This window comes from Kroppenstedtia sanguinis (assembly GCF_050433445.1).
In the GTDB taxonomy this organism is placed as follows: Bacteria; Bacillota; Bacilli; order Thermoactinomycetales; family DSM-45169; genus Kroppenstedtia; species Kroppenstedtia sanguinis.
On record NZ_JBNPXF010000027.1, the window covers coordinates 25,051 to 50,353 of the forward strand.

General features: G+C 49.8%; 22 protein-coding genes. 3 read left to right on the forward strand and 19 right to left on the reverse strand.

Features of this window, described 5'->3' with window-relative positions; all coding sequences use genetic code 11:
* Window positions 1-81: 81 nt before the first annotated feature.
* Together JOD24_RS14060 and JOD24_RS14065 are read right to left on the reverse strand one after the other, a co-directional pair.
* Window positions 82-1,917, reverse strand: a complete 1,836-nt coding sequence (locus tag JOD24_RS14060; protein ID WP_380162969.1) for a 3'-5' exonuclease — start codon at window positions 1,915-1,917, stop codon at window positions 82-84.
* Window positions 1,918-2,068: 151 nt separating this feature from the next.
* Window positions 2,069-2,545, reverse strand: a complete 477-nt coding sequence (locus JOD24_RS14065) for an acyl-CoA thioesterase (RefSeq protein WP_380162968.1) — start codon at window positions 2,543-2,545, stop codon at window positions 2,069-2,071.
* 727 nt (window positions 2,546-3,272) lie between these two features.
* Between JOD24_RS14065 and JOD24_RS14070 the strand changes: the two genes are divergently transcribed.
* Window positions 3,273-3,848 (forward strand): YdcF family protein, encoded by a 576-nt coding sequence (locus tag JOD24_RS14070; RefSeq protein WP_429247120.1) that lies wholly within the window; start codon window positions 3,273-3,275, stop codon window positions 3,846-3,848.
* Between the two features lie 280 nt (window positions 3,849-4,128).
* Here JOD24_RS14070 and JOD24_RS14075 read toward each other — a convergent pair whose 3' ends face one another.
* The 16 genes from JOD24_RS14075 to JOD24_RS14150 all read right to left on the reverse strand — a co-directional run bounded on the left by JOD24_RS14075 (window position 4,129) and on the right by JOD24_RS14150 (window position 21,340).
* Window positions 4,129-4,686, reverse strand: a complete 558-nt coding sequence (locus tag JOD24_RS14075) for a GNAT family N-acetyltransferase (RefSeq protein ID WP_429247121.1) — start codon at window positions 4,684-4,686, stop codon at window positions 4,129-4,131.
* 149 nt (window positions 4,687-4,835) lie between these two features.
* A complete protein-coding gene (locus JOD24_RS14080) occupies window positions 4,836-5,480 on the reverse strand; it encodes a bifunctional 2-keto-4-hydroxyglutarate aldolase/2-keto-3-deoxy-6-phosphogluconate aldolase (RefSeq protein ID WP_380162964.1) in 645 nt (214 codons plus the stop codon).
* Between the two features lie 9 nt (window positions 5,481-5,489).
* Window positions 5,490-6,068, reverse strand: coding sequence for a glucose-6-phosphate isomerase family protein (locus JOD24_RS14085; RefSeq protein ID WP_429247122.1), 579 nt, complete (start codon window positions 6,066-6,068; stop codon window positions 5,490-5,492).
* Between the two features lie 238 nt (window positions 6,069-6,306).
* Window positions 6,307-7,248 (reverse strand): shikimate dehydrogenase, encoded by a 942-nt coding sequence (locus tag JOD24_RS14090; RefSeq protein ID WP_380162962.1) that lies wholly within the window; start codon window positions 7,246-7,248, stop codon window positions 6,307-6,309.
* Window positions 7,249-7,262: 14 nt separating this feature from the next.
* A complete protein-coding gene (locus JOD24_RS14095) occupies window positions 7,263-8,228 on the reverse strand; it encodes a phosphotriesterase family protein (protein ID WP_380162961.1) in 966 nt (321 codons plus the stop codon).
* Between the two features lie 2 nt (window positions 8,229-8,230).
* Window positions 8,231-9,175 carry a phosphoglycerate dehydrogenase gene (locus JOD24_RS14100; RefSeq protein WP_380162960.1) on the reverse strand — a complete coding sequence of 315 codons (945 nt, stop codon included), beginning with the start codon at window positions 9,173-9,175 and terminating at the stop codon, window positions 8,231-8,233.
* A 110-nt stretch (window positions 9,176-9,285) separates the two neighbouring features.
* Entirely contained in the window at window positions 9,286-10,323 is a 1,038-nt protein-coding gene (locus JOD24_RS14105) for a zinc-dependent alcohol dehydrogenase (RefSeq protein WP_429247123.1), read from the reverse strand.
* A gap of 13 nt (window positions 10,324-10,336) precedes the next feature.
* The gene (locus tag JOD24_RS14110; protein ID WP_429247124.1) at window positions 10,337-11,371 is read right to left on the reverse strand and encodes a zinc-dependent alcohol dehydrogenase; all 1,035 of its coding nucleotides are present in this window, start codon (window positions 11,369-11,371) and stop codon (window positions 10,337-10,339) included.
* 21 nt (window positions 11,372-11,392) lie between these two features.
* Window positions 11,393-12,352 (reverse strand): ABC transporter permease, encoded by a 960-nt coding sequence (locus JOD24_RS14115; protein WP_429247125.1) that lies wholly within the window; start codon window positions 12,350-12,352, stop codon window positions 11,393-11,395.
* Window positions 12,353-12,358: 6 nt separating this feature from the next.
* Window positions 12,359-13,840 (reverse strand): sugar ABC transporter ATP-binding protein, encoded by a 1,482-nt coding sequence (locus tag JOD24_RS14120; RefSeq protein ID WP_429247126.1) that lies wholly within the window; start codon window positions 13,838-13,840, stop codon window positions 12,359-12,361.
* 125 nt (window positions 13,841-13,965) lie between these two features.
* Window positions 13,966-15,021, reverse strand: coding sequence for a substrate-binding domain-containing protein (locus JOD24_RS14125; RefSeq protein WP_429247127.1), 1,056 nt, complete (start codon window positions 15,019-15,021; stop codon window positions 13,966-13,968).
* Window positions 15,022-15,224: 203 nt separating this feature from the next.
* A complete protein-coding gene (locus JOD24_RS14130; RefSeq protein WP_429247128.1) occupies window positions 15,225-16,001 on the reverse strand; it encodes an SDR family oxidoreductase in 777 nt (258 codons plus the stop codon).
* Window positions 16,002-16,062: 61 nt separating this feature from the next.
* Window positions 16,063-17,613 (reverse strand): xylulokinase, encoded by a 1,551-nt coding sequence (gene xylB / locus JOD24_RS14135; protein ID WP_429247129.1) that lies wholly within the window; start codon window positions 17,611-17,613, stop codon window positions 16,063-16,065.
* 27 nt (window positions 17,614-17,640) lie between these two features.
* The gene (locus tag JOD24_RS14140; protein WP_429247130.1) at window positions 17,641-18,381 is read right to left on the reverse strand and encodes a GntR family transcriptional regulator; all 741 of its coding nucleotides are present in this window, start codon (window positions 18,379-18,381) and stop codon (window positions 17,641-17,643) included.
* Window positions 18,382-19,268: 887 nt separating this feature from the next.
* A complete protein-coding gene (locus JOD24_RS14145; RefSeq protein ID WP_429247131.1) occupies window positions 19,269-20,705 on the reverse strand; it encodes a DUF6179 domain-containing protein in 1,437 nt (478 codons plus the stop codon).
* Window positions 20,706-20,932: 227 nt separating this feature from the next.
* Complete coding sequence (locus tag JOD24_RS14150) at window positions 20,933-21,340, reverse strand: DUF6323 family protein (RefSeq protein ID WP_429247132.1); 408 nt, start codon at window positions 21,338-21,340, stop codon at window positions 20,933-20,935.
* Window positions 21,341-22,866: 1,526 nt separating this feature from the next.
* Between JOD24_RS14150 and JOD24_RS14155 the strand changes: the two genes are divergently transcribed.
* Window positions 22,867-23,199, forward strand: coding sequence for a hypothetical protein (locus tag JOD24_RS14155; RefSeq protein WP_380162952.1), 333 nt, complete (start codon window positions 22,867-22,869; stop codon window positions 23,197-23,199).
* 457 nt (window positions 23,200-23,656) lie between these two features.
* The gene (locus JOD24_RS14160; protein ID WP_380162951.1) at window positions 23,657-24,106 is read left to right on the forward strand and encodes a PPC domain-containing protein; all 450 of its coding nucleotides are present in this window, start codon (window positions 23,657-23,659) and stop codon (window positions 24,104-24,106) included.
* Window positions 24,107-24,504: 398 nt separating this feature from the next.
* Here the strand turns inward: JOD24_RS14160 and JOD24_RS14165 are convergent, their stop codons facing one another.
* A complete protein-coding gene (locus tag JOD24_RS14165) occupies window positions 24,505-24,744 on the reverse strand; it encodes a hypothetical protein (RefSeq protein WP_429247133.1) in 240 nt (79 codons plus the stop codon).
* Window positions 24,745-25,303 lie beyond the last annotated feature (559 nt).

A 25,303-nucleotide genomic window follows, 5' to 3' on the forward strand; every position in this document is an offset into this window, starting at 1 on the left:
TTTTCTGGTTAATCAACAGCCCTGAACTAAGTCCATTACCGCACCTAAGAAAGAGGAATGAAGTACATAGATACAGAGTTCCTACAGTCTCCGTCTCTGATCAAAATAACGGGTGAACTCTGAATCACCCGAATAGGTCAAGAACAAGTGCTCTTTAGCGCGGGTCATCGCGATGTAGAGAAGCGAGACTTCCCGAGCCCGGTTTTCTTCCTGGGGAAGGGGAAGCCGATCCACATTGACCACAAATACCACATCAAAATCCAGCCCTTTGCTGCTATCGATGGTGCTGATTTTGACGGTAGGTTCTTTGGGATCATAGGATCGTTTTGCCCAGTTGTTCTCCGCAATCCATGTGAAGGGGATTCCCTTTTTTCGCAGAGACTTCCGAATCCCATCGATCGTGCCACCGATTTTCACCCGATACAGAATCAGCATGCGTGAATAGGGAATCCCCTCCTCTCCCCGGAGGCGCCGGATTTGTCCAGCTACAAAATCCATCTCTTCCCCGAAGGAGCGAAAACGTCGAACCACCGGCTCCGGACCCTGGCGAAGGGTGCTCTGGGGAGCGATGATCTCCACGTCACCGCCCCCTTTGGCTCCATCAGGAGCATGGGCCTGGTAGAAATCCCAGGAAAAACGGACAATAGGGGCGGTGTTCCGGTAGTTGACCGTAAGTACCCGGGAACGACCACGGAAATCGAGACCGGTATCCTGTTTGTAACTTCGTTTGCGGGAGTAGATGGTCTGCGCCCGATCCTCCACCAGTAAGAGCGACCGGGTTTCGGGATTGAGAAGACGGCTGACCAACGCCAGCCACTCTGGTTGAAAATCCTGCCCCTCATCAATCAGAACCGCATCATAACGAGGAAATCCCTCGGTACCAAGAGACAGTTTCTCCAACAAATCAGGGATCTGTCCCTCCTTGCTTTTCAACTCTTTCCATAACCACTCGTGGAAATTGAACACGTGGATCCTCTCAGAATCGGGTTCGGCTTCTCCCGGTAAGCCGGCCCCCTTGAACTTCTCCTGGATCATCCGCTGGATGCCCCGGGAGAGGGAGATATTAAAGCAGAGAACGAGAATGTTCCAATCGGGATGCTCTTTGGCTAGGAGATGGGCACGACTGGCCAGGATCAGAGTTTTCCCGCTCCCTGCCACTCCGCGGATCAAGCGATGTTGATCCCCGATCTGTTTGGCTAGGCTCTCCTGGTGCAGGTCCATCGTCTCCAGATTTTCTAGGTGAAACAGGAGAGAGTCATGCGTCTGAACCTTGGACACTTTTCCATGGATTCGCACTTCCGGAAACAAGTGATACCGGATTCGGGCGAGATCCAATTCCGTCAGCGGCCTCTCCATAGAAAAAGGGGCTGGCAACATCTCCCTCAATTTTCGACGCAGTAAGATCGCAGAGAAACGATCCTGTTCCGGATCGATCTCCTCTCGAGCTAGGACTTGCTTCTCCCCGATCACTTCCTCCACACCCGTCGCCTGCAGATCCCTTCGGGATAACCGAGTAAACACTGTTCCAAAGCCGTAGGGAAATCTCAGTTGCATCGCATATTTGCCTGAAGTATGAACCAGTGCTGCATCCTTTTTCAATTTATCAGCGATCCGAAAGGCGTAATCCCGGGCTTGCTTGCTCGGACTGGTGACGGTGATCCTCTCTCCGTTCCCCTTGCGGAGGCTCCATCGGTCGGGATTGAGTTCCACCAGGGTGTTTTTGGTGTAATCTTTCACCTCCAACACCACCAATCCCAACTCTGGGCTGATCACTACAAAATCAGGTCGCCTGCCGTAGAGATCCGGCTCATAGTAAACGATATCATCTGGTGGCAGATACTCTTTTAACGTTTGAAATAACAATCTCTCCCCTAAAGTCGCCCCATTCCCAATCGTCTCCGGAATTGTGTGGGCCATCCTCTCTCCTCCTCCCAACTATCTACAACGGGTGTTCAGTCCTAAGATTTCAAATATACCATACAAGGGAGAATATCTTCACTTCAAAATGAAATGGAGCCGGCCACTACCGCCGACTCCATGAATCAGATGGGATTTCGCTGAAGGAAACCTACGCCAGGATCTGGCTTGCCCCTTCTTTTCGAAATTGCTGCCGTTCCGCTACCATTTCGTAAAGACGCTGTTCCTCCTTCGTCTGAGGCAATACCGGTGGGACGGGGACAGGTTTTCCATCCTCTCCCACTGCCACCGCAGTGACAAAGGAAGTGGTCGTCAATTGAGGGGGTCCACCCGGTCCTTTCTCTGTAGTCACTTGTATGTACACTTCCATCGAAGTCCGTCCTGTCCAAACGACAAAGGCATCCACAGTCATAATGTCTCCTTCTCTCACCGGCAAGAGAAAATCGACGGAATCGATGGATGCGGTCACCACCGGCCGCCCGGAATGGCGCATCGCAGCAATGCCAGCCACCTCGTCGATATATGCCAAGACCTGGCCACCGAAGATATTGCCCATATGATTGGTGTCCGGCGGCAAGACCAGAGAAGTTTTGATCGTACGGGATTGGTTTGTTGGTACGGGTTTCAATTGCCACACCCTCCTGTCTGTTTTTGTGTGATATCTTTTGCTGCAACGGAAACACCCGCTGTAAATGAAGGGCCTTTAATATCGTACAATGAAATGGGAGTAATGCAAGCAGGGGATGAGGTCAAAAAACAAATTCGGAAATCTTTATCTCTTCAGTGTTTATAATACAAAAGGAAGGTCATCTCTTTTCCTGGGCTCCTTTTTTTAGATTCCCTATCAATTTTTATGATTATAATGGTATAATTTCAGGCGTGTTGATTAGCCATATTTTAGGTGGGGAGATCGTGTTCTACCACGCTCCGGTTGCCATCCGGCAAGGAAGTGAAAACTGGCCGCTCCAAATCTTCCGATCGGGCAGGGGCAAAGCCTTACGGAAGCAACACAGGGAAGATGTTGCCCCTAAACGCCCTCCCTCCAGATTCTCCGCTGGGTAGGATGGCTACCTTTATTCCAGGGCTTCAGCCCATCGAGATTGTAGTGCTGTGGCGCAAAGGTCGCTTTGGCAGCACACGACTCCCTTCCGCCACCCATTTTCTGGTTAATCAACAGCCCTGGTATAATTTATATAATGAATCTTGGTGAGAATTGTTGTACTCTGAGGGCATAGGAGCACACCCAATCCCTATATTGCTACATTGAAGCCCTCCAGCCCACAAGAGGTGGAGGGCTCTTTTTTATTTTTCTCGGAAGTGCTCCAGGCTCCCACCGATAAGGAGTGGTCCTTTTATTGAAAAAGCGTTGGCTTGCAGGTGGTGTGATCCTGTGTTTGATTTTTGCCCTTTTATGTATCCCTTTTTGGGTGCAAACTTCTCGTTATGATGATGTGCAAGTGGCTGACCATCCTCGAGATGCGGCTTTGATATTGGGAGCAGCCCTCTGGGACAGCCAACCGAGCCCGGCGTTGCGGGAACGGTTAGAGATAGCCCTTGATTTGTACAACAAAGGTCAGGTCCAGTGGATTATCTGTTCCGGCGGCATGGGGGGAGATCATGAAATCTCTGAAGCGGAAGGGATGAAGAGATATCTGGTGGAGCGGGGGGTGTCACCTAAAGATTTGTTTCTGGAAGAAAAATCGACAAATACGAAGGAAAACCTACACTACTCCAAAAAGCATCTCCACGCGAAGGGGATTCAAAACATCTATCTCGTCACCCATGATTATCACATGAACCGGGCCCTATCTTTGGCCCGAGACACTGGAATTGTAGCCGAACCCGCCCCTGTACACTCCCACGTCCTGTTCGCCCCTTATTACAAAGCCCGGGAATGTCTGTCCATCATCAAATATTATTTAACCAAGTAAAAAACACCCTCCTGCCTTTCATGAGAAAGGCGGGAGGGTTAGAAATATTTTGATCCCCTCGTTTGCAGATCGGGATGAAACTTCACAGGTCGTTTTCGTTGTTCTACCGGTCCAAAAATCACTCCATGCAAAACCCCACCCTCCCTGCATAGAGTGTTGGGGAGCGAAAAGATTTTAGACACAACTGGTAACCTATGAATATGACGATGCTTTAGTGAAAATCCTTGATGAACTTGCCCATGAAGCAAACCTCAGTGACTGACATGCATCGGGTTTCCTTTCATTCCTGCTTCCGATATTCCTTGGCCAATAGCCCCATCTGGATCACATCATGGTAGGCACCTTCGTTAAAGAGAGCCTCTTTCTTGACACCTTCCCGACGAAAACCCAGCTTTTCATATGTACGGATCGCCCGTAGGTTGTAGTCGAAAACTTCCAAGTCGATCCGGTGCAAATTCAGGTTTCCAAAGCCGTGATCCAACATCAGCCCCATCGCCTCGGTCCCGTAACCCTTTCCAAATTTCTTTTCATCACGGAGAGCGATCCGTATATGAGCACTCCGGTTCACCGGATCAATCTCCAACAGCTCTACATCCCCCACTACCCGATCATCTCCACGGTCCACAATACACAACAGCAACCGGCTTTCGTCATTAATCACCCGTTCCAACCAACTGCCCATCGCATCCATGGACATCACACGATTCGTCCCGGTTAACCGGCGAACCACAGGGTTGTAAAAACTCTGATAAAAAAATCCCAGGTCCTCTTTTTCCGGCGGACGTAAATAGACTCGCTCCCCTTCTAACAACTTAATCACAGCTGATTCCTCTGACATCAGATCTCATTCCTTTCATCACACTATTACATGTGGACAAATCTAGTTTACCATGCAGAAAAAATTAGAATCGCTCTTGGCAGCAGTATTTTTAAAAAATCATCCAGATCCTCCCGCACTGGAGAATCTGGATGATCTCGTTCCTTCACTCATTCATTCCGCGCAATCTCAATTTGTTCCAGAAACCGTTTGGCGGTTTCTGTGATCTTCTCGTAGCCGTCCACATCCGGTTTGCCGATCAGGCTGCCACCAGCACCAACGGCGACGGCGCCCGCACGGATCCAGTTGGCGACATTGTCAACGGAAACGCCTCCGGTGGGCATGAGGTTCGCCTGTGGGATCGGACCTTTGATCACTCGGATCATTTGGGGTCCCATCAGATCCCCTGGAAATACTTTCAGCACCTCCGCACCGCACTCCAGCCCATGCACAACATCCTGAATCGTCATGACGCCTGGTAGGTAGGGGATCTGGTACCGGTTGCACATCCGCGCTGTTTTCTCGTCCAGGTACGGGCTGACGACGTATTTCGCGCCAGCCAGAATAGCGATCCTTGCCGTTTCTGCATCCAATACTGTGCCTGCCCCGACGATGAGATCCTCACCGAACTCGGCATTCAGTTCTTTAATGACATCCGTTGCACCCGCTACCGTATACGTAATCTCGATCGATACTACGCCGCCGTTCATCGCTGCCTCTGTGATCCGTTTGGCCTGTTCTGCATGGTCCGCACGGACAACCGCGACCAGACCGCTGTCTTCCACCTGGGTCAGGATCTCTTGTTTTCGCATCATCCCCACCACTCACTGCTGCCATTTCGGATTGTCGATGATTTCCGGCTTTCCGTCTTTCTCGACGACGAGCTTCCGGTAACCCTTCGTCTCAATCGCACCATAGTCATGACCCGCATCCGCCCGGAAGGCAAAGAAGGTCACAAGGGGTTCCTTACCGGTGTTGATACTGCGGTGAGCATAGCGGGGCGGCACTTGAACGGCACGGCCTGGAATCAACTCCTCCACCTCCCACTCCCCTTCTGGGTTTTCCATCAACATATACCCTTCACCGCTGAGGCAGAAGTACACTTCACCGGTTTCAAGGATATTGTGGAAGTGCCCCTTTGTCATATAATACTCGCCATTCACTGTGCCCGGATAGACGATACTCGTACCGTATTGAATGTCACCCTCTGTCTTGGGCAAATCGAGCTCGTAGTATTCGTAAACCAGGGAATCCTCGCCCCCGTCAATCTTCTCCCGGAGCGCTTCCACATCGTTGAACATTTTTGTCATATCCGACAGGTGGCGTTGCTTCGTCTTCTCCTCTTTTGAAAGCCCCGTTTTCAGATCGAACATCGTCGCATTTGCAACTTTTTTTTGCGTCATGATCTATTCCTCCTGAAAAATGATTTACCGTCAGGGCTGTTGATCAACCCTAAAATGGAGGATGGGAACGAAACGATCCTTTCGCTCTTCCCCTTGCCCCATCGTAATATATCCCTTGAGGGGACAGGGATGGTGGGAGGGCTCCGATCTCTTGCAAAGAGCGCAAAGGCTCTCTTCACTGTCCCACCCTCCCGACCTGATTTCCTACCTAAAATAGGGCTAATCAACAGGTCTGGATTTACCGTGTTTTATTGGACAGTTGCTCGATCCGGTTGAATCGCTCTGGGTCTATATCGATGTCGAACACCTCTGCGATGACTTGTGTCCAGCCATGGAGGAAGTAGATCCATCCGTCCTCTACATGCAAGTTCCGCTTGTCCTTCTGCGCGAGGGCTTGGTGCATGAAGTCCCGCTCCCCGCGATAGTTTAGCTCCCAGACCAGACTGTCCTGAGGAAACCGCGCAGGATTCGGAAGCGGCGAACCTGGACGATCCTTGCCCATTCCCGTCGCATTGATCACGAGGGAATGGGGCTTCAATCTTTCCAGTAACCTTCCGTTCTCCTCTGAACCCTGGATCAGATGGTACTCCACCTTCACATTGGGATTCACCTTGCGAAGGATTTGCTCGGTTTCGGCCAGCCGGTGCTCGTGAATGTCAGTGATATAGACACGGGAGGGGATGTTTTCTCCGTGTTCCGGGTCCAACAGCGCAGAGGAAATCGCAATGGCACTCCCTCCCGACCCCAACAGGAGCAGTTCCCCGCCCTGGGATTTCCAATAATCTTTTGGCAGGAACTCTTCAAGGGCGAGACGGCTGGAGATCGGATCTTTCGCATGACCTCGCAGTTCACCCCCCCGCTTCGAAATCGACGATAATTCGCCGAACATCTGTGCATAGGGATCGAGGAAATCAAATAAATTCTTCGCCGCCTCATAGAGGTCGATCTTGTGGGTCGTGACAAGTGCGCCGAGAGACAGCTCATCATTTTTGATGAACTCCACGACTTTCCGATATTCCGCTGGATCTGCGTGGATTTCAAGGTCAATTCCCTTCAAGACCACGTCTTTCAGACCGAGGGCCTTCGCCCACTCTGGAAACAGTGTCATGATGGAAGACTTCGTCGTGGTGACTCCAATAAAGTACATCGTCGGTACTTTTGCTTTTTCCGGGAGATCCATGGAAACACTCCTTGTCAAAGTCGCTTGCTGAAAGCCTTTGCCGGGTTGTCGTGCATCATTTTATGGATTTGCTCCTCCGTCACTCCCGACTGTCGAAGCAGCTGTAGGAACGATCTCTGCAGATAATCGAGGCCGATATCACCTCCGTAACTTTTCATTCGTTTCCGTGTCGTATCCAAGCCCAATAATATCTGGTCTTCGTAGCCTTGGTCGATCAGCATCTGAATCAGCTGTACCTCTTCTTCATCCGAATGGTACTTGAAGCGACCGATCGTATCGAGCTCGACGTAGACGCCCGTTCCTGCGACATGAAGCATGTAGTCCCTATTTCCCATCTTCCGGTCGAGGTGGCAGATAATCAGTCGATCCTCTGGAACACCTAAGTCCGTGTAGAGCCGGATCTGCTCGAGGGCGTTATGTCCCAACTCCGTATGGCTCATAATCGAAACACCCGTCTCGCGGGATGCGGCAGCCGCTGCACGGAACAGCCGAAAATAGGGGCCCGCCGTCCCTTCGAAATCAGCTGCCGTCTTGATCAAACCCGCCCTCGCGCCGATCTGTGCCTGGGGCCAATCCTCTTCACCGTCTGCAAAGAGGCCCTTCTCGATCTCATCGATGAATAACTCCTGCAACTTCGCTTCAGATGTGTCATAAATCCAGTGCCCCTCCGGGTAAAATCCCAGCTTATGAAAGCCAGTGGAGGATAATATGTGGACGTCTGTCTCTTGGGACAGCCGCAGGAGACCGGCGGCATCACGGCCGCTACCCACCGGCTGGGCGTCTACAATCGTCTCCCCGCCGAATTCCTTGAACCTCTCCACTTCCGCTTTCGTCAACTCATAGTCCGCGAGGAGGAGAGAGGGATCCATTCTTTCCGGCTGCCCTTTTTTGATGAACAGATGCTCGTGGCTGTGGCAGAAACCGATCTCCGCAGCGGGGGTATCTCCCCGGACCGTCGTAATCATAGGGTTCGCCACCATCCTTATCCACCCCCTTCCAGCATCTCAAGCAGATTCTCAGTCGACCGAACCGCCATCCGCTCCACCGCCTCCTTCGTAAAGGCACCTAAGTGGGGGGTGAGTAGGAAGTTTGGTAGAGAAAGAAGGGGATCGCCTGCCTCCGGTGGCTCTTTGGAATACACATCTTGAGCAGCGACGGCAATCCCCCCGCTGGACAGCGCCTCATACAACGCCTGCTCGTCTACCAACTCACCACGAGCCGTGTTGATCAGAATGGCCGTCGACTTCATCTTGCTGAAGACATCCGCGTCGATCATCTGCTTCGTTTCACTCGTCACCGGCAGATGGAGCGTAAGGATATCCGCCGAGCGGATCAATGCATCGAAGTCTTGAGAGTACTTGACGCCATATTTCTCAAGGAACGCTGAATCATGGAAGAACGGGTCGTAAATCGTAACTTCCATCTGCAGGCCTCGGCACCGCTGAGCGACTTCTTTTCCAATCTGGCCGCCCCCGATGACGGCTAGATGCTTACCCGTCAGCTCCGTGCCTAGGGTCCGATCCCAGCCGAAGTTCTTCACCCTTTGCACATGGTTGAACAGATGGCGAGCTCCTTCAAACATGAGACCGATCGCCAGCTCCGCAACGGAAATGCTGTTCGTCCCGACGGCGTTCTTCACCTGGATCCCCAGCTGTGCCGCCTGTTCCAGGTCAATGTTATCCATCCCGACTCCATACTTCGATACCCCACGGAGGTCCTCACATGCCTCCAGCACCCAGGCGGGAAGCGGATCGACACCGATGATGATCCCTTCCACGCCTGTCTTCGCGATCTCGATGATCTCCTCCTCCGTCAAGGTCCGACCTGTCGTGTTCAGAATGACTTCGTAGCCAGCAGCCTCCAACATCTCCATAGGCTTTTGTTTTTGCTTCTGAAAAGATTTCGGAGTGATCAGTACCTTCTTCATCAATCGCTTCACCTTCATTCCGATGCTTCAGCTTTCATGTTACATTACTATGTCATGACATATCAATCGTTTCATATAACCTGTTTTCACCTTGGCTTGGATCGTAGAGGTTAGTCCGTATCCGGCTCCATCTCGATGATTACCTTCATGACACGATCCTTTTCCTCATCGATAATGGAATAAGCCTTGGCATAGTCCTCGAAGGGAACCCGGTCTGTAATCAGCGACTTCAGGTTGATCTTCCCCTCCTGGAGCAGATCTACCGCCTTATCAAAGTCGTCTGACTGGTACATGGCACTGCCCAAAACCGTCAGTTCATGGTCCTGCACAAAACCCATGTTCACCTCAGTCAAGTCTGAAACGACGCCGACTTGGACGACGGTACTCCCTTTTCGGGCTACTTCGATCGACTGGGCCACTGTGAAACTGGAACCTACACATTCGAAGATCACATCTGCTTTGCTCTCTCCAAAATGGCGGAAGATCCCTTCTGAAAGGTCTTCCTCCTTGCTGTTGATCGTACCCAGTCCACACTGTTCCGCCAACCGCAGTCGAGTCTCGCTCAGTTCGGACACGACAACCTTTGAGGCACCGTAAGCTTTCGCTGTCTGCCCCACCAGATTGCCAATCGGACCCCCTCCGATGACGAGAACATTTAGTGCCCGTACCGAGGGAACGCGGCGTACTGCATGAACGGCGACAGCCAGTGGCTCAACCATTGCCCCCTCCTCATGGTCGAGAGAATCTGGGAGAATCGTCGCTTGGTCTGCATTGACGACGAAGTAGTCACTCGCCATCCCCGTCGTCTGAAATCCCATCACCTTCAATTCTTCGCAGACATGATACATCCCGTTAATACAAGGAACGCATACGCCACAGACGACCTGGGGTTGAATCGTTACCTTGTCACCCAACTGGATGTCTTTCACTCTGCGACCCACTTCCACTACTTCCGCGGAAACTTCATGCCCTTGCACGACCGGATAGGACGTATAGGGATGCTTTCCGTGATTGACGTGGATATCGGAACCGCAAACCCCGATCTTTTTAATGTGAATTTTGATCTGCTGATCACCGACTGGTGGAACGTCTACTTTTCGAAATTGGATGTGTCCCGGTTCGGTCATCACCGCTTGTCTCATCTTCATGGTTCTCACCCCGTCAGTCATATTTGATGATCACTTTCTTCATCGTCTTGCCATCGAGATGATCCTGGAACGCATCCAGCACCTGGGCAAAATCCACAATTTCCGAGATAAAATCTGATAGCACCAGTTTTCCCTCCGCCACCCACTCGAGCACCTGTTCATGACAGGCGGCTTCTTCGGCTTTGTACGGCATCTGCTGGAAGTTCAGCTTCCAATTGTAGGGTGCCTCTGTCCAATCCAGCATCATGTGGTTCACTTTCGGCACGCCATAGCAAAGAATCTCGCCCCGATCCCGCAGGAGAGTGATCGCCTCATAAAGGATAGACTCCGACCCGACTGCATCCAACACATAGCAGACCCCTTCTGGAACCCGTGAACGGATCTGCTCCCGGACATCCTCTTCCCTGCTGTTGATACAGGCGGTGGCGCCGAACTGTTTCATCAGCTCCGCCTTCTGTCCGCTTCGGACGACTACTGTCACCTCATCGACGCCCATGAGGCGAAGTAGCTTGACAAAGGTTATCGCAACCGGACCGCTGCCGTAGACTACAACAGACTCACCAGGTTGAATGCCGAAGTAACGGATCGTGCTGAGCACTTCTCGAAGCGTCACCAGGACCGGAGCCTCATACCGATCGATGAAATCCGGTAACACCTGCTGGGCCACCGCCGCCTCCGGCGCCTCCCCGGAGTCATAGGCCTTCGCATCGTCGAGTACTCCATACTCGCTGAATGCCCCCCATCCGGAATGAAGCGGTACCCCTCCCACCGACGGCTCCGATACAAATGGAAGAATGACCTGATCGCCGAGTTTGAAGCTCTTGACTTGGGCACCCACTTCTACAACTTCCCCCACCCCTTCATGGCCTAAGACCAGCGGATACTGGGACTGCCCGAACCCTTTAAACGCCTGTCGGATGAGGGTGGTATCGGTTCCACAGATGCCACAGCTCACCGTTTTGACGAGAGCCTGCCGCTCAGTAATCTGTGGTCGATCGATCTCTTGAACCTTGAGTTGCCCTGCTTGGGTCACCACCAGTGTCTTCATCGTTACCCCCTCCCAGTCTGACTAAATCGTCCGGTCTTTCTTGCTGGTCACGATCTGGAGTAATACCGCGGCGACGATGATTATGCCCTTGATGATGTCCTGTGGATAGGACGGCACCGCCATCAGATTCATGATATTGCCGATCAAGCCAAGGATGAGCGCACCTGCAACGGTGTTGAGGACAAATCCGCGGCCCCCCATGAGGCTCGCCCCACCGATCACCACTGCCGCAATCGCATCCAGTTCCTGACCCATCCCCACCGTCGCGCTCCCCGTTGACGAACGAGCCGCCACGAAGATCCCGGCAAGTGCTGCCAGCGCACCAGAGAGCGCATAAGTCGACATCACATACCGTTTCGTAGGGACACCAGCGAGTTGCAGAGCGGTCTCATTGCTGCCGATCGCGATCACCTTGCGGCCATAACCCGTATACCTGTGAATGACCATAAAGACAATAATCAAAAGAAGTGTGATCCAAATGATCGGGTACATGTAGTCCTCGCTCACCAGCGTATTGATCGTGCCTGTCTCCACCTTGATCGGACGTCCTTCCGTAATGACGAACGCGATCCCCCGAGCGATGGTCATTGTCGCCAGCGTCGCGACGAAGCCCTGCATCCCGGCATAGGCGACAAGTACCCCAGAGAACAGTCCTAATAAAAGACCGACAAGAACGGCTACAACGATGGAACCTGTAAAATGAAGACCTATGTCTGTAATCAAAATGGCTGAGACCGTGGACCCCAACGCCATGATCGATCCCACGGACAGGTCGATTCCGCCGGTGAGGATCACAAACAGCAGACCGATCGCAACCAAGATGGGACCCGCTTGTTGCAGCATAATATTACGCATATTCATCATGGTCAGAAAGGTATCAGACATACAAGCACTGACGACGATCAACAACAGCAGGATGACAAAGGTGTTGTTGTTGATGATGAATTCTTTCCAGTCGAATTTTCTCCTCGTCTCTTCCATCGATAATTACACCCCCATCGCCAGTTTGATCAAGTTATTTTCCGTCAAGTTCTCTTGCGTGACTTCTCCAGTGATCTCGCCTTCTCGCATGACGATGACGCGATCGCATGTGCCGATGAGCTCCTCCATTTCTGACGAGATGATGATGACTCCGACACCACGCTCCGCCAGTTCATTGATGATGCGGTAAATTTCCGTCTTCGCTCCGACATCGACACCCCGTGTCGGCTCATCCAGAATGATCAGTTTCATATCGATGGTGAGCCATTTCGCCAGTGCGACCTTCTGCTGATTGCCACCGCTCAAACTATCTGCATTGTCTTCAGTCGAGCCGTACTTCGTTGCGATCTGCTTTAGGAGTGACTGGACCTCTACCTTCTCTTTCCTGTGATTGATCCACCCATTTCCCTGTCGGGAGACTAGCGTCGTATTGATACGTATCGGTTGTTTCAACAGTAGCCCCTGCGTTTTCCGATCTTCCGGAAGGAGACCGATGCCCAGCTGGATCGCCTGCTTCGGATTCTTGATGTCGACTTCTTTACCGAAGTAGCCAATTTTCCCTGACGCCTTCCGATCGGCACCGAAGATCGCCCGCATCGTCTCCGTCCGCCCGGATCCGACGAGACCGCTAAAGCCCAAGACTTCACCTCTTCGCAGGGAAAAGGATACGTTCTTGACGAGATCCCTGGTACTTAAATTCTCCACCTGCAGAATCTCTTCTCCGATCTCGGCATGCCGTTCCGGAAACAGCTGTTCAATTTTACGTCCGACCATCATCGTAACGAGTGACTCTTTCGTAATGGATGGGGTTTCCACGGTGTCCACATACTTACCGTCCTTCAGCACGGTGATCCGATCGCTAATGGCGAACAGTTCCTCTAGGCGGTGAGAGATATAAAGAACGGTCACGCCGTCCTCCTTTAGTTTCCGGATGAGATTTAAGAGCTTTTCCGTTTCCGAATGAGTAAGGGCGGCTGTCGGTTCGTCGAAAACAATCACCTTTGAATCCTTTGCTAAGCACTTGCAGATTTCAACGATCTGCTGGTAGGCGACGCTCAGTTCCCCGACCTTTTTCCCCGGATCGATATGACCGAATCCAATCTTTTCAAGCTGCTCCCGCGCCCGTTTTTTCAGCCCTTTCCAATGGACGAACAGGCCAGATTCGTTCATGTTGTCGATAAAGATGTTTTCCGCGACGGTCAGATCCGGCGCAAGCATAAACTCTTGATAGATGACCGATACGCCCATGTCGATCATGGCACGTGGCGTGGCCGTCGTCGCCTCCTTGCCGTCGATCATAATCCTGCCTTCATCCCTCGGATACGCACCCGCCAGAATTTTCATGAGGGTCGATTTCCCCGCGCCATTCTCCCCGATCAGCGCATGGATCTCACCACGAACCACATTTAATTGCACATCCTCCAGTGCCGTGACGCCTCCGAAATATTTCGAGATATGGCTCATTTGCACAATGTAATCGGGAGTCATCGTAAGCCTTCTCCTTCCTTAGGCCCTTGAGAATCGGTAACAAAGAACGGGAATCCCTTTTCTAAAAAGAAACCCTCCCGAAATCCAGGAGGATTCTTCCCTTGATTACAACCGAAACAGACGGATTAGAATCCCTTTTCGTAATATTTGTCAACATTTTCTTTGGTGATCGCGACAGGCTTGGTCAGCGACACTTTAGGGTAGCTTTCAGGATCCTTATCCTCTTCCAGGATTTCTTTTCCGATTTCAATGCCTTTTTCTGCGACCAGGTAGGGACTATTCAGACCCGTTGCAAAATAGTTGCCTTCTTTAATCAAATCAAAGGCTTTCTTCGCCCCGTCGGCCCCCGCCACCATATCCACGTCTTTTTGGCCAGCATTTTTAAGCGCAGTCATCGCACCGAAGAGCATCTGGTCGTTCTCGCCCAGTACAGTGGTCAGGCCCGAGTTTGCTGTGATGAGGTCCTCAGCCGCTTTCATCCCTTCTTCCTCGGTCCATGCACCCCAGCCCTGACCGACAACGGAAAACTTCGCTTCTGAATTGGAGGCCTTCCCTTTCGAGCTCAACTCTTTCTCAAATTTCTCCGCTAATTTCCATGCTTTCTTTTCGGACACATCCAACTTGCCTTCGATGATGCCGGCAAAGAGCCCCGTGCGACGTTCATAGCCAGCAACGTTGCCTTTGGCACCGCTGAGCACGATCGCCTTAATCTCTTCATCACCCATCTTTTCAGCATACTTCAGACCGACGAGGCGACCATTTTGACGATTATCGGAGTAAACTGTTGTGATGTTGTTCGCTTCTTCCGACACGCCACTGTCGATGTTGATGACCCCGATGCCTGCCTCTGCTGCCTTGTCGATGCTGGGCACGACCGCATCCGGCTCAATGGCGTCCAGGAGGATCAGATCCTTGCCCTGTGCGATAAAGGCTTCGATATTGGCCGCTTCTTTCGTCACGTCACCATTTGCATCGAGGACTGTCAAATCCCAGCCCGCCTCTTTTGCATATTTTTTAACCGCTTCCACAAGTGTCACGAAGTAGGGCGAGTCTTGTGTCTTCATCGCCAGACCGACTTTCACCTTATCGCCTTGGGAGGCGTCATCGGTGTTACTGCAAGCCGCTACCAATAAGCACATGGCCAAAAGGGCACATACAAAAGCAAATCTCTTCTTTTTCATGGTAGACCCCCTGAGTAAATGGGTTAATGACGTCATTGTATTGTAATGTTACAACAATACAATTTATTAATACTATACAATCTCTTGATAGCGTTTTCAACTGTTTTAGAATTCTTCCCAATCATTGGCATTTTCGCAAATATACCTTTATTTATCAGGGATTCTGACCTCGCTAATCGCGTCTGCCGGAATCTTCCCCAGGATCATACAATTGTAAATCCACCATCAACGACGAGTTCACAGCCGGTTGTGAAGGTCGCCGAATCAGAGAGGAGGTAGATGACCGCTCCAGCGAGCTCTTCCGGCTGACCGAGGCGCTTCATCGGTGTCCATTCCGCCCACTTTTCACGCCAATCTTCTCGGACAAAAGAGGTCAACTCGGTGAAAATGTAGCCTGGGCTGATACAGTTGACCCGAATGCCGTACTCCGCCCACTCGTAGGCAAGGGACTTTGTCAGATGCGTCACACCTGCCTTCGAGGTGTTGTAGGAGGCCTGGAGTTGCGGATAGTTGACGATCCGACCTGACATCGAGGCTGTATTGACAATGGATCCCTTGATACCGCTTTCAATCAGGTACTTCCCGAACAGCTGTGCCATGTAGTAAACACCGTTCAGATTGACGTCGATCACTTGGTTCCACTCTTCCGGTGTCGACTCGATGACTGGCTTCTGGATCACGATGCCGGCGTTATTGAAGAGGAGATCGATCGGACCCATCTTGGCCACCGCCTGTTTGAAAGCGCCTTCGATTCCGTTATAGTTGGTAACGTCCACTTCATAGGAATCCGTCCGCCGGCCGTAAGTCTCCGCAATTTCCTTCGCAGCTTGCTCAGCTTTGTCACCTTGCAGATCGAAGATTACCACATCCGCTCCGACTGCAGCGACATGGTTGGCCACTTCACGACCGATGCCTTGCGCACCACCTGTGATAAGGATTGTTTTTCCTTCCAACGAAAACAATTTCTTGAGCATTTCCATCTGCCTCTTCCTCCTCTACTTCTGATTCCTCACACTCCCCAGATTGAGGGCAAACAGCTCCTCATCGAGTCGCCATCAAGTTTTCCAACCCTTGCGCCTGGTGCTTTTCGAAGACGGGCCGCAGGGCAAAGTAAAAATCGTTGAACCGCTGTTTCGCCTCTTCATAAACCGCTTTGTTTTCCAAATGGGGCTGCTGCGTCCCTTCGATTTGGATAAATCGATCGACGACATGGAAATCCTCAAACAGCCCGGCGCCCACGCCGCCGATGATCGCCGCCCCCATGGAGCTGGCCTCGTCGAGAATCGTCGGCACCTTCACCGGAATGGCGAATACATCCCCTACAATCCGGAGCCATGCCGGGTTCTTCGCTCCACCGCCGATGAGGATGATCTCATCGATTTCTATATGTTGCTGGAGAATATCGAGAATGATCCCCAGATTGTAAGTGATCCCTTCTAGCACACTGCGAAGCAAGTCCGCTCGGGTCGTCTCGGATGTGATCCCAAGGTAGGATCCCTTTGAGGCTGTATCCCAGCGAGGTGCACGTTCTCCCAACAGGTAGGGGAGAAACAAAAGCCCATTCGAACCCGGCGGTGCCAGTTCCACCTGCTCATTGATTAAATCATAGATGGACTGATCGCTCCCTTCAGCGGCTTCCCGCTCCCCCGTACAGATCGTCTCTTTCATCCAGTTGAAAGCCCCGCCGGCATACTGCATGGTGCCGTTAGGCGCATAATATCCTGGGATGGCATGCGCCCATGTGACCGTCCGCATCTCCGGATCGAAGATCGGTTTCTTGGTGGTGGTCGTCACCCAGGCAGACGTACCTAAGGAACAATAGGTTTTCCCCTCATCCACCGAACCCGCACCGATGTTCGCCGTAACACCGTCACCGGCACCGATGACCACTTTCGTCCCAAGCGCCAGTCCTGTCGCCTGGGACGCCCTCTCCGTCACGCCCCCTGCAACATAGGTCGAGGGTTGCAGATTCGGTAGCTTTTCCGGGTCGATCCCACTTGCGGCTACGATCCGATCCGACCATTTCAACTCCTCCAAGTCGAAACATCCCATGCTGTTGCCGTCAGAATAGTCCGTGACGAAAGTACCTGTCAATTTGAAAACGATGTAGTCTTTGGCATTCAACACTTTGTGCGTCTTTTCATAAATTTCCGGCTCGTGATCCCGAATCCACATGAGCTTCTGAATACCGTAGGATGGCGTGTTCCGGTGGCCGACGATCCGGTAAAATTCTTCCTGGGTCAGATGGGCTTCGAGATCCTTCACCTGCTTCGTCGCCCGTTGGTCCGCCCAGATGATCGAGTCACGGAGCGGGTTCCCATTCTCATCGACACACAGGCAACCCATCATCTGACCGCTAAAACTGACGACCTGGATCTCCTCAGGGTGGATGCCGATCTGCTGGATCAGCTGCTTCGTCGAGAGGCAGACGGCCTTCCACCAGTCTTCCGGGTCCTGCTCCACCCACTTCTCATTAAAGAAATGCGTATCGTAGGACACAATCTGGCTTCCGACCAATCGGCCGTCTGTTGAAAACAGCGAGGCCTTGTTTCCTGAGGTTCCCAGATCATGTGCCAAAATATACTGCGCCATAGGGGTTCCCCCTCTCTCCCCAGTGATCTATTTGGCGGTGATCACAATTTCAAAGCGATTCTTATCCCCACGGTAGCGAGCGACCGAGTATTCAATCGGCTCGTCCTCAGCATTGTAGCCGATGGACAGGAATTTCTGAATCGCGCTCCCTGGCGCCACATTCAGATTTCCCACATCATAGTCGTCCGCTTCTACCGCCTCAATAAAACGACGGATTTTGCTGATCGCTGTCTCATTTCTCGTAGACAACACCGGATAGAGCGAATCCTTGACGAGATCATGGTCCAAAACGAAGCTACACTTTTCATAGGGCAGATAGGTCTTCACCATGACAATCGGCTCATTGTCAGCAAACCGGCGGCGGTGGATATAGATCACCTGGTCCTTCTGCTGTAGATTCAATTGTTCTGCCACCGACTCAGGTGCATTCACCACTTTGAAGTCAAGCACCTCTGTCGTCGGGTTCCTGCCCAAAGCTCGGATCTGATCGTTAAATGAACCGATCGCCTGAATAAAGCTTTGCGAAATTTTTGGGGTCCGGACAAACGTCCCCTTGCTCTTCACCCGGTACAACCATCCCTCCTGGACCAACTCCGTGATCGCCTGGCGGACGGTGGTCCGGCTGATGTTGTACATCTCGCTCAGTTCTTTTTCCGTCGGAATGGCATCCTCCACTTGATAAGTCCCATCCCGGATCTGCTTCAAAATGATCTCCTTCAACTGGAAATAAAGCGGAATCGGGATGTCTTTGTCTAATTTGTGCACCACTTTCTCCCCACCTTGCTACATCATGTTTAACCCTAATTTTGAGATTTCTACCCTTGCTAGGAGTACCCTCTCAGGCCACTGGGCCCTTGTTTTTCAGTCCGGTGAGGCTGGAAAGGTGAAGCGACTGGATCTCTTGAAGGAGCAACAAAGTCCCGACCTAACACCTCCTCACCCTCTTGTCTCTACCTTCATTCCAGCACCGAAGCCCGACGTAATTTTCCCACTCGACTAAAAGATACCGCTTTCATATTATATCACTTCGTCATAATATCGCAACATCATAACAAAGGACTACTAGAATAGAGATGACAAATAAACTGAATCAGGGCTGTTGATGAACCATCAAGTGGATGAAGGGAACGAAACGACCCTTTCGCTCCTCCCATTGCCCTCATCGTAAAATATGGCTTAGGGGACGGGGAGGGTGAGACGGCTACGATCTCTTGCAAAGAGCGCAAAGGCTCTTCACCGTCCCACCCTCCCGACCTTAGTTTCGACCTAAAATAGGCGAATCAACACGCCTGAAACGGAATATGTAACCTTATCCCCCTCCAATGTTTTCAGCCCACTTTCGGGACAAATCTTGCCTGTCCAACCGCACTATTTGAGATATTTTGTAAAATAAGCGGCCAAGAGAAGCAATATAAATCCAAGCGCCCATTTGATCAGGCCATATTCAACAAAGAAGATCGGCGCAATCAATAACGAAGAAAGAAATAAAAAAATTACGGTTGCATACCGTTTCATCACTCTCTCCCCAATCAAAAGTAAGTGATACCCCCATTTGAAGGGGTATTTTTCATGTTATTTTCTTCATCGAAGATCTGCTTTAGGTGCAGAAGTATGTCGACCAGCCCGTCTATCCAGAGACAACCGATCGACATAGATCAATAAAATGATATTTCCTCGTAGTCCATGTCATAGATTAGTCGTCCCACAGTCTTGAGCCGTTCATCCTCCAACTGTTGCATCAACGAGATGTAATGCATCTCCCACTCATTTTCAGTTTCAATTCCATCAGTTACAATGTCTTGAAAATCCCGTAGATCTCCTCGCAACTCCTCATAAAACACGATTTTGGCGAAAACAGCCAACTCAACATCTCCAAAGGTGGCAAAGAGCGCATCGTATTCGTCACCAAATAGACAATCTGCATGGAGCAAATCCAGATAATCATGCAGGGAAGCCACTTGATCCCGGATCAGTCGCACTTTATTTTCTGTATCGTCGCTTTCCGTGATTCTGTCCACCAATTTCCGCATTTGAACATCATTCATACGTTCATTCTCATTTAGCATCAGCACCACCGACTTCTCACGCTCTTCTCTTTCCCGGATGATCAGCGAGTCCAGGCCACCGTTTTCCGCTGCGTTGTTTACTCTTTGCATCAACTCTCCGCGACAGCGATTCATGTAGCGAGTCAGCGCTTGATCGGTTTGTAACGCCTCCTGTAACTGTTCCATGGATTCGTCAATCACTGCCGCCCTTTGCTCCCGATCACAAGCCTCTAATTTTCGCTTTAACTGAGTATATTGATGTTCTGATATTCTGACCTGCTGTGCATTCCCCCCTGACAACAGTGAAAAGAGCGCGTTATTCATCATTAACTCAAATATGTTAAACAGCTCAATACGATAATCAAAACGGCAGATCCTACCGTAATTTGTCAGGATATACATGAGATCCGAGTGGCTGAAAAAACGACAAAATCGCGTCTCCGTTTGCAACCGTTCCAGATACTGTTTAATATAAAAAACACCCTGAAGCCTCATATCATCAATGGCTAAAGGATAGTCGATACTCGCCATCGTGTTATGGGCCTCAAAAATAATATTGTAGTGATTCATAAATACAGGTAACGATTCATCGATGGTCATTTGATACGCATCCACCGGTACATCCAATTTCATTTTTTTTACTTCCCTATAGAGTTGTTTGGCCTCCTCAAAATGCCGGCGAAGCAATTCCACTCCTTTGCCATGCAAATCCCGCACACTCTCTGATTTCAAGTGGGTAAGCGCCTCTTCCGGCTTCTTAAAATGAAGAGCATAAGCATCCAAAGCATACATCAGGGAGACCATGATCCCTTCTGCTGTTTCCGACGTGACCGACGTGCTTTCTCCCTGGGTGTACCGTCGGATCAATTGTTGCAGGACCTGCATGATCCCCACTTGGATCTGGTAAGCCTCCTGGCCGGTGATCAGCCCCACTCGCTGGCCCTCCTGCAGAAGGGACATGACAAATTGATTCCGCTTTAACCGCGACCGATCGATGTAAATATTGGAAATCGATCGAGAACCATCCTGTGTGTAATCCAGATCCAATCCTATTCATCCCCTTTAAATCAGGTGTGTTGATTCGCCATATTTTAGGCAGGAAATCAGGTCGGGAGGGTGGGACGGTGAAGAGCCTTTGCACCCATAGGGCACAAGTCTCGCCAGGGTCGCTTTCCGCTCCCGGGTCTCGCTATGCGTTCTTTGCAAGAGATCGTAGCCGTCCCACCCTCCCCGTCCCCTCAAGCCAAAGAGTCGTTTCGTTCCCATCAGCCACTTTATGGTTCATCAACAGCCCTGCCTTCACATAACGACTCTGGGCGGATCCTATCCCTTCTGAAATTCTCGGCGAATGCCTCCATTTTACTTCTCAACAGTTCCAAGGAGCCTCCACAAGGGCCATCAAAAGCATCTTTCATCCTGTGGATAAGTTTAACGTCCCCGATCTGATCTTCGGTCTCATTCCGCATGTAATAGAAAATCTCATGCAGCTCATTTAACGCATCTACATAATGATCTGGATCCAAATAGGGTGAAGCAGAAAACACCTCAATTAAATTTTTGGTTACCTCAATCCCCAGTTCCACCCGTCCATGGTCACGCAACACTTTGTTTCTGGAGGCCATCACTGCTTTTACATCCTCAGGCGTTAAAACCAGACCATGCTCTTTTGTTTTCTCGTTCAACTCCAGCAACTCCACCACCGTCTTGGATGGGGGGGATTGCTGAATGGCATTAAAAATACGGGATAGAAACACAGCCCTCTTCCTTTCTATCGACCTGACTTTTCAAAGAATGTGATCGATCCATTGTCGAAGGATCACATCCGGATCCCCCTCTTCAATCTCTCGCAAGAACCCTTAGTAAGACAGGATATGAGACTTGTGCCATTGGGCGCAAAAAACCACCACCTATATCCCCATAAAAACTTGACTTTTTACCACACCTATGTTATTGTTATTTCATATGCATATTTATAATGCTGTAATTGTGTATAATTTAACCTATTATTCCCTGCATGTCAAATTCCTGTTATAATTTCTTAATGTTCAGATTAAAACAAACACCCGCTCCGGTGGAACGGGTGTTTGTTTTTTCGGAGTTCATTCATGGTCGAATCGCGGAGATATCAAATGAAATGACGAATTTTTCATACTGCAAAGCACAAACATCACTTAATCACCCAGTCAAGTAATGTTGCGATCCCTGATTTAAGTGTTTATCGTTTTTTTCGCCACATTATTGACTCTACAGTCAAAAATAAATCTATTCGGGTAGTGAGGCTTCCGTATCATCCGAGTAGCTGGTTTTTCGTCATTTTCTTAACAGGACAGTAAATAAAAAATGGCACAAAGATCCATCTAATCAACTGGAGGTTGCTATGACCAATTACTCTCAATCCGTTCAAGCCTTATTTCACCCCTTCTCAATCGGTAATCTATCGTTGCCTAAACGGATTGCGATGGCACTGATAACCCCGGTTTTCCCCCAATTGGCATACCCGGCCCGGGTGTCGCCGCTTATTACCGTCGCAGAGCATAAAACAACGTCGGACTGATCATCCTGATGGAACTATCATCAAAACTTGTGGATGCGTCCAATCAAGAAAACGTACCCCACTTCTACGGCGAAGCTGCCAAATGCGAAACCCCATCCCGACCGTCTGCAAACGCAAAAAATCACAAAACTCCTAGTAACTCAAGCTCTTCAAAGTCTTCATCCTAGTAATATAGAAAGGGAAGTTTCCCACCTATTTCGCATCGATTTATAGTTGCTTTACTTGATATAATCAGCATCATATAATTGACTCCAATAACCATGAACTCTGATAGAAACAAAAAACCGCACTCCACAACCACTTAGGGCTTACAAGAAACATACAGTACACCAGGCGTGTGGATTAGCCATATTTTAGGCAGGAAATCAGGTCGGGATGGTGGACTTTGATTCGCCTTTGCGCTCTTTGCAAGAGATCGTAGCCGTCCCACCATCCCCGTCCCCTCAAGCCATATTTTACGATGGGGGCAATAGGAAGAGCGAAAGGTCAGTTTTGTTCTCATCACCCATTTCCTGGTTAATCAACAACCCTGACAGTACACATAAAATGGATCGACATCTGTCGACATCATTTGTTAAATAAGATCCTCTAAGAGAGGATTCCCTGATTCTTCGAAGAAGGGATTAAAGGAGAATATAACTGGAGGGAAGGACCATGAACGAAGAGCTGTTGAAGCAGATCATTGAACGCTTGGATCGCATGGAAAACCGGATGGGCCATATGGAAGAGAATATGAACCATATGGAAGAGAACATGAACCGTATGGAAGAGAATATGGAAAAGGGTTTTTCCGAGGTCAACCATCGAATGGATCGCATGGAAAGCCGCCTCGAAACCGTCGCTGAACAGACAGCAAAGATCACTGAATACCACCATGAAACGATTTCACGCGTCGAAGGCATCGAAAAAATAACATATGAAAATGCAGAAGACATAGGATACCTCGTCCGGGATATGTACCGGATCCAACATCGAAAAAACGGATGACCCTCATGAATCATTCCCTGACTGCTTTGTGTAGCTTCTCGCAGTGATCGACTCATGATGTATAAAAAACGTCCCCCAAGGTGGGGCCCTCACCCGGGAAATCCCCCGGTTTTTTCATTTTCTGCTGTTCTCCCCACCCCTCCCTCCTCTTTCTTCCCCCAAAAACGATTCAAGACATCGTAGACATACCCTTTCTCTAGGATCACATCATGCATGAAATTCGGGTCTCGGATTACAGTCACGCAAATGTCCCAAGTTGCAGTCACTATAAAAAACAAAATATTCTTTCCCTTATAGCGCATGAAATACAAAGGGGAACAGCAGTTACTTTGCCATCCTGTCCTCTCCCGAAACTCCTCGGATTACGACAGAAAATATCGGAAAATGTGGACACAAAAAGAATTATCTCTACGAATAAGTATATGAATCAAATATATGGTATAGGAGTAATGAAATCATGAAAAAGTGGATGATTGGGTGTGGATCTATTTTTGTAGCGTTTGTACTTCTGGGAGCCTGTGTCGCAGTGTTTAGTGGTGGGGATGATCCTGCGAAAACTTCCACAGCAGATACCGCGACTGCGGATGGAAAATCTGCTGACAAACCCGCCGCACCGGCAAAATTTGAAGAAGTGTTTAAAGGGACTGCTCAAATGACAGGTAACAGCGAAAAATTTGAGATCAAGCACGGGAACGAAGTCAAGTTGGATTGGGAAGGATCAGGTGAGGACATGGCCTTATTTAGTGTCATCCTGAAAAATTCCGATAGTAAAAATATAGAAACGGTAATAGGAAACTCCGGGGAAACCAAAGGGAGCCAGACCTTTTACAACATTGCCCCAGGAACCTACTTTCTACAATGGAATACAGCAAATTTCAAACCCACCGTGACTATTGAAGAAAAATAAGATCAACAGCCAGGTAGGATGATTTCGCCCTACTCTCCTATTCACCCCAAGAACACAAATACATACTATCGTGGACGAAGATCGGAATCATCGATGGAGAAAACCATCAAAGCCGGGCAGGGATCTCTCCCCACCCGGCTTTCCGATTTATACGAGACATGGTAAGGGATGAGCTGCATCTTGTCGTCAATTCCCAGCAGTGCGGAGATCGTCGACAAAACCAAAATAAATCGTGTTACCGGATCACCTCCGCAAGCGTGAGGCCTTGGATCAGGTACATCTCCACCAATTCATCCGCTGCTTCGTGATCGATCTCTTTCTTCTCCGCCAGCGCGTTGGCCACCCAGATCTACTGCAGATCCACAAAATCACCTTCATCAAAGAAGCCCTGGGCGCTTTCAAAAAATTTCATGAACCTCGACATCCTGCCAAATATCCTTGAGACTCTTATTTTCAATTGTTACTTTATCCAATAACTCATTAGGATTTTTAAAAGTTAATGGGTTATCTGAATAAAATGCCGTAAAAGAATATCCATTCGGGGTATTCGTGATTGAATACATTTTATCTTTGTATTCAAACTCAATATCGTGTCCTATGAATACATACTCTACTAACTGATCATAAGAGCAATCCATATTGCTTCACCCTTCTAATACCATTTTCCTCTAACAGGTTTTCCGTTTTTCCATTTCCAATCATGACGATGGGGTACTTTGGGATGTGTCTTAGAGTTTCCATGATTAGTGTAATCAATATCAGTTCGAACCCTCCCCTTCCCATCATAATATCTTCGCTGAACAACTTTTCCTTTTGCGTTTACACGATCTTTTCTTGAATATATTTCCGGCCTTACCGGCAACTTTTTCTTTGTTTTAGAATGGTTATCCTTAACCTTTACTTATTTACCCGACAAATTCGAATTATAAATCAATCTACTCGTAAGTTAATATTGTATTAGAAAATTTTCATTAATGATAAATACAGATCCAGCCCACCAAAAACTAATTCCTCTGCACTAATATTTTCCGTTCACAAGAAAAATAGCCTATTGCCGCTGGTGACCCACGGTAAAGAAAAAACCGCCCTCCAAGGACGGTCATGGTCTTGACCCCGTCAAGTAGACAATGAAAAAAGAACGGTTATGCGGCGACTTTTTCCCGATGCTCAACAGGGGAAAAGTCGCCCAATTTTTTC

Coding starts and splice junctions, on each gene's coding strand:
- JOD24_RS14105 (WP_429247123.1), bottom strand. CDS start 10,323: ATGAAGATGAGACAAGCGGTGATGACCGAACCGGGACACATCCAATTT.
- JOD24_RS14130 (WP_429247128.1), bottom strand. CDS start 16,001: ATGGAAATGCTCAAGAAATTGTTTTCGTTGGAAGGAAAAACAATCCTT.
- JOD24_RS14165 (WP_429247133.1), bottom strand. CDS start 24,744: ATGGATTGCTCTTATGATCAGTTAGTAGAGTATGTATTCATAGGACAC.
- JOD24_RS14110 (WP_429247124.1), bottom strand. CDS start 11,371: ATGAAGACACTGGTGGTGACCCAAGCAGGGCAACTCAAGGTTCAAGAG.
- JOD24_RS14160 (WP_380162951.1), top strand. CDS start 23,657: ATGAAAAAGTGGATGATTGGGTGTGGATCTATTTTTGTAGCGTTTGTA.
- JOD24_RS14115 (WP_429247125.1), bottom strand. CDS start 12,352: ATGGAAGAGACGAGGAGAAAATTCGACTGGAAAGAATTCATCATCAAC.
- JOD24_RS14120 (WP_429247126.1), bottom strand. CDS start 13,840: ATGACTCCCGATTACATTGTGCAAATGAGCCATATCTCGAAATATTTC.
- JOD24_RS14095 (WP_380162961.1), bottom strand. CDS start 8,228: ATGGTGGCGAACCCTATGATTACGACGGTCCGGGGAGATACCCCCGCT.
- JOD24_RS14155 (WP_380162952.1), top strand. CDS start 22,867: ATGAACGAAGAGCTGTTGAAGCAGATCATTGAACGCTTGGATCGCATG.
- JOD24_RS14080 (WP_380162964.1), bottom strand. CDS start 5,480: ATGATGCGAAAACAAGAGATCCTGACCCAGGTGGAAGACAGCGGTCTG.
- JOD24_RS14075 (WP_429247121.1), bottom strand. CDS start 4,686: ATGTCAGAGGAATCAGCTGTGATTAAGTTGTTAGAAGGGGAGCGAGTC.
- JOD24_RS14100 (WP_380162960.1), bottom strand. CDS start 9,175: ATGAAGAAGGTACTGATCACTCCGAAATCTTTTCAGAAGCAAAAACAA.
- JOD24_RS14085 (WP_429247122.1), bottom strand. CDS start 6,068: ATGACGCAAAAAAAAGTTGCAAATGCGACGATGTTCGATCTGAAAACG.
- xylB (WP_429247129.1), bottom strand. CDS start 17,613: ATGGCGCAGTATATTTTGGCACATGATCTGGGAACCTCAGGAAACAAG.
- JOD24_RS14090 (WP_380162962.1), bottom strand. CDS start 7,248: ATGGATCTCCCGGAAAAAGCAAAAGTACCGACGATGTACTTTATTGGA.
- JOD24_RS14125 (WP_429247127.1), bottom strand. CDS start 15,021: ATGAAAAAGAAGAGATTTGCTTTTGTATGTGCCCTTTTGGCCATGTGC.
- JOD24_RS14060 (WP_380162969.1), bottom strand. CDS start 1,917: ATGGCCCACACAATTCCGGAGACGATTGGGAATGGGGCGACTTTAGGG.